This is a genomic window from Streptomyces sp. NPDC059900 (genome assembly GCF_050270335.1).
GTDB lineage: Bacteria > Actinomycetota > Actinomycetes > Streptomycetales > Streptomycetaceae > Streptomyces.
In genome coordinates, this window is sequence record NZ_JBNNJZ010000633.1 from 1 (window position 1) to 4,368 (window position 4,368).

Annotated in this window: 3 protein-coding genes and 1 pseudogene; all 4 read left to right on the top strand. The window is 72.4% G+C overall.

What is annotated here, in order from left to right; all coding sequences use genetic code 11:
- The first annotated feature begins 149 nt into the window (after nt 1–149).
- A complete protein-coding gene (locus ACQKIP_RS40835; RefSeq protein WP_365864532.1) occupies nt 150–2,279 on the top strand; it encodes a hydantoinase/oxoprolinase family protein in 2,130 nt (709 codons plus the stop codon).
- Nucleotides 2,276–2,851, top strand: a complete 576-nt coding sequence (locus ACQKIP_RS40840) for a hypothetical protein (protein WP_365864530.1) — start codon at nt 2,276–2,278, stop codon at nt 2,849–2,851. The genes ACQKIP_RS40835 and ACQKIP_RS40840 overlap by 4 nt, the downstream gene beginning before the upstream one ends.
- Before the next feature lie 4 nt (nt 2,852–2,855).
- Nucleotides 2,856–4,136: a TRAP transporter large permease subunit gene (locus tag ACQKIP_RS40845; protein WP_365864528.1), complete on the top strand. Its 1,281-nt coding sequence runs from the start codon at nt 2,856–2,858 to the stop codon at nt 4,134–4,136.
- A 28-nt stretch (nt 4,137–4,164) separates the two neighbouring features.
- Nucleotides 4,165–4,368, top strand: a pseudogene (locus ACQKIP_RS40850) (hypothetical protein); the annotation flags it as partial.

The window sequence follows — 4,368 nt, forward strand, 5'->3', positions numbered from 1 at the left end:
TTGCTCATCAGGCTCCGGCGCTTGGTTTTGTTAATCAGACAACTCCCACAGCCCCCCCACGGCTCTCTCTCTTGCGGGGGTGTTCAGGACCACCTTTCCCACCGGGCCCGCCCGCGCACCGCCAACCCGCACAAGGAGGTGCCCAACCAATGACCACCCACCGCATCCGCGTCGGCATCGACGTGGGCGGAACCTTCACCGACGCCGTGGCAGTCGACGCCACGACCCTGGAACTCCTGGGACAGGTGAAGGTCCCCACCAGCCACCATCACGAGGACGGCGTGGCCCACGGCATCGTGGAAGCCCTCGACCGTCTGCTGGAAGAGACCGGCCGCGCACCGCAGGACGTCGCTTTTCTGGCGCACGGCACGACACAGGCTACCAACGCCCTGCTGGAGGGCGATGTCGCCACCGTCGGCCTGATCGGCATCGGCGGCGGCGCCGCAGCCGCCCTCACCCGCAGGCTCGCCGCGCTCGGCAAGCTCGAACTCACCCCGGGCAAGAGCCTTCCGCTCGCCTACGCCCATGTCGCCGACCCCGACGACGCGGAGTCGGTGCGACGCGCCGCCGACACCCTGGTGCGGGACGGCGCCCAAGTCCTCGTGGCCACCGAGCCGTTCAGCGTGGACCGGCCCGAGGGCGAGCAGGCCGTCGTGGCCGCGGCCCGCTCCGCGGGGCTTCCGCTGACGGCCGCCCACGAGATCACCTCGCTGTACGGGCTGCACAAGCGCACCCGTACGGCCGTGGTCAACGCGGCGATCCTGCCGCGCATGCTGGCCACCGCCGATCTCGTCGACAGCTCCATCACCAAGGCCGGGGTCGACTCGCCGCTGATGGTGATGCGCTGCGACGGCGGTGTGATGTCCCTAGACGAAATGCGGCGCAGGCCGCTGCTCACGGTCCTTTCGGGCCCCGCGGCAGGCGTGGCGGGGGCGTTGATGCAGGAACGGATCAGCGAGGGCGTGTTCCTGGAGACCGGCGGCACCTCCACCGACATCAGCGTCGTGCGGCGCGGCAAGGTGGCCGTCCAGCACGCCACGATCCTGGGCAAGAAGTCCTACCTCAACGCCCTGGACGTACGCACCGTCGGAGTCGGCGGCGGCTCCATGGTGCGCATCAGCGGCGGCAAGGTGACCGGGGTCGGGCCGCGCAGCGCCCACATCGCCGGGCTGCCCTACGCGTGCTTCGCGACCCTGGACGACCTGCGCGACGCCAGGCTCACGACCATCCGCCCGATGGCCGACGACCCCGAGGACTACGCGGTGCTCGACGCGGCGGGCGGACGCTTCGCGCTCACCATGACCTGCGCGGCCAACGCGCTGGGACGAGTCCCCGAGGGCGACTTCGCCCGCAGCGACCAGGAGGTCGCCGGGGCGGCCCTTGCCCCGCTCGCCGCAGCCCTCGGCGTGGACGTCGCCACCGCCGCCGGACGGCTGCTCGACGCGGGAACGAGCCAGGTCAAGAAGGTCGTCGACACGATGATCCGCGACTACCGGCTCGACAAGGACACCGCCCTGCTCGTCGGCGGAGGCGGCGGCGCCGCGTCCGTCACCCCGCACCTGGCCGAAGCCAGCGGCCTGGAGGGGCGCATCGCCCGGCACAGCGAGGTGATCAGCCCGATCGGGGTGGCGCTCGCGCTCGTACGCGAGCAGATCGAGCGCACCATTCCCGGAGCCGGGCAGGAGCAGATCCTCGCCGTGCGCGCCGAGGCGGAGGCGGCCGTCATCGCGCAGGGCGCCGCCGCCGAGGGAGTCGAGGTCGAGGTCACCGTCGACCCGCAGACCAGCACCGTGCGCGCCGTGGCCACCGGCGCCACCGAACTGCGCACCCGGGACCGGGCGCACCGGGCCGACGAGGCGGAGCGGCTGAGCACGGCGGCAGCAAGCCTCAAGACTGACGCATCCCGGGTCACCGTCCTGGCCAAGACCTCCGCCCACACCGTGTACGGCACCGAGGTGCGCCGCACCCTGCGCGCCACCCGGAACCCGGTACGGGTCGTCGACGCCGACGGAGTCATCCGCCTGCACGTCCCCGACGCCCGTGTGGAGACCACCCGGGTCGCCGACGCCCCCGACGTGCTGGCGAAGCTGGTGCGCGAGACCACCTCGTACGGCGACGGCGGTGTCCGGGCGCCCGCCGTGCGGCTGCTGCTCGGCTCGCGGATCGCGGACCTGTCGGGCGTGCTCGATCCCGGGCCGCTGCTCGCGCTCGCCCGCAGCGAACTGGACGCGCGCGCCGCCGACGAGCCGGTCATCGCCGTCATCGAGGTCCGCATATGAGCGCCCCCACGGCCCCGGTGCCGGAAGCCGTCGACGACCTCGACCACGCGGTCCGGTTCCTTGCCGCGACGCCCACCCACGAGGGCCGCGATCCGCAACTGCTGAGGCACTGGGCGCGCACGGCCGAGGAGTTCGGCGCCGCCCTCGCCCCCATGCCGTGCCGCGCGAGGATCGTCGAGCGCGCCGACGGCCTGGAGCGCGGCCTGCTCGCCCGCTACACCTCACGGCCCACGCCGACGGTGGAGCTCTGCACCGACACCCTCGCCGCGGCCGAGGCGCTGATCGACGAACGCGGCTGGCGGCACTGGTATCCGCCCGGCTCCGTGCGCGCGGCGGCCCTCGCCCACGAATCCGTGCACGAACACCTGCACCACGGCCCGGCGAAGGACGCCCTGAAGCGGGCCCTGGGCCATGTCGTCCTGCGCGCGGGACGCTTCCGGCTGTACGGGCATGTGGCGGGCGCCGAGGAGATCGCCGCCCACGCCCACGCCCGGACCGTGTGCGGTCTCGGCCGCAGCCCCCTTCTTCTCACGGCCGCGCTCGCCGACGCCGTGACCCACAGAGAGAAGTAGCGCCATGGGCGTTGTCATCCTGATCGTCATGGCGGTGGGTGTCGCAGCGATGCTCACCCGCAAACTCCCCACCGCCTTCGCCCTGGTCCTCCTCGGTGTCGTCATCGCGCTGGTCGCCGGCGCGCCGCTGACCGGCAAGGAGAGCGTCTTCGACACCGTCCTCCAGGAGGGCGCCCCGATGCTCGCCTCGACGATGATCGCGGTGCTGCTCGGCTCGTGGCTGGGCAAGCTCCTGGACGAGACCGGCATCGCAGGGACCATCGTCCGCAAGATCGTGGAGTTCGGCGGCGACCGGCCCACCGTCGTCGCGCTCGGCGTGCTCGCCGTCTCCGCGCTGATCGGTACGGTCACCGGCTCGGCCCCCGCCGCCATGCTGGCCGGCATCATCGGTATCCCGGCGATGGTCGCCGTGGGCATCCCCAAGGTCACCGCGGCGGGCACCATCCTGATGGGCATCGCCGTCGGTGTGCCCTTCGAACTGCCCATCTGGCAGTTCTTCTCCACCGCCCTCGACCTGCCCGTCCCGACCGTGCGCGGCTTCATGATCAAGCTGTTCCCGCTGGCCCTGGTCGCCGCCGTCGCCTTCGTGCTCGTCGAGTCCCGCCGCCGCGGGGTCGAGCACACATGGGCGCTCAAGACGGCCCCCGACAAACGGCGTTCGCGCCGCGAGCGGCTCGGCGACGCACCGTGGTACGCGCTGCTCACCCCTGTCGTGCCGCTGATCCTGGCGCTCGGCTTCGAGCTGGCCATCATCCCCTCGCTGCTCGCCGGTGTGCTCTACGCCCTGGTCACCACCACCCGGCCGCGCGACATGAACAAGCGGCTGCTGCGCACCCTCTACGGCGGCTTCGAGGTCGCCGCACCTCCGATCGCGCTGTTCATCGCCATCGGCATCCTGCTCGCCGCGGTGAAGCTGCCGGGCGCCATCGAAGCCCTCGAACCCCTGGTCAAGGCCGTCAGCCCGCAGAACCCGGTGCTGTTCGTCCTGGTCTTCACGCTCCTTGTGCCGCTGTGCCTCTACCGCGGGCCGCTGAACGTCTACGGCCTGGGCGCGGGCATCGCGGGCGTCCTCATCGCCGCCGGCATCTACCCCGCCGTCGCCGTGCTGGGCCTCGCCGCCTCCTACAACCAGGTCTTCGGCGTCGCAGACCCCACCAGCACCCAGACCGTGTGGAGCGCCCAGTACGCGGGCGTCGGCCCGCAGCAGGTCATGGTGCGCACCCTGCCCTACGTGTGGGCGGTCGCCCTCGGCGGATTCTGCGTCACCGCCGCCACCTACCTCTGACATCCGACTCCCGGGACGGAGAACACACATGAACGAGCCGCAGCACGACGCACAGAACTCCGGCACACACCACGCCCCCGAGAACCGCTCCCCCTTCCCGCGCCGCGTCTTCCTGCGCGGGGCCGCCGCCACCGGCACCGCCCTGGCGCTCGGCACCACCACGGCGGGCACGGCCGCGGCGGCGCCCGGAGGCTTCCCCGACTACACCTACGTACGGACGGTCCTGAAGCCC

Coding starts and splice junctions, on each gene's coding strand:
- ACQKIP_RS40835 (WP_365864532.1), top strand. CDS start 150: ATGACCACCCACCGCATCCGCGTCGGCATCGACGTGGGCGGAACCTTC.
- ACQKIP_RS40840 (WP_365864530.1), top strand. CDS start 2,276: ATGAGCGCCCCCACGGCCCCGGTGCCGGAAGCCGTCGACGACCTCGAC.
- ACQKIP_RS40845 (WP_365864528.1), top strand. CDS start 2,856: ATGGGCGTTGTCATCCTGATCGTCATGGCGGTGGGTGTCGCAGCGATG.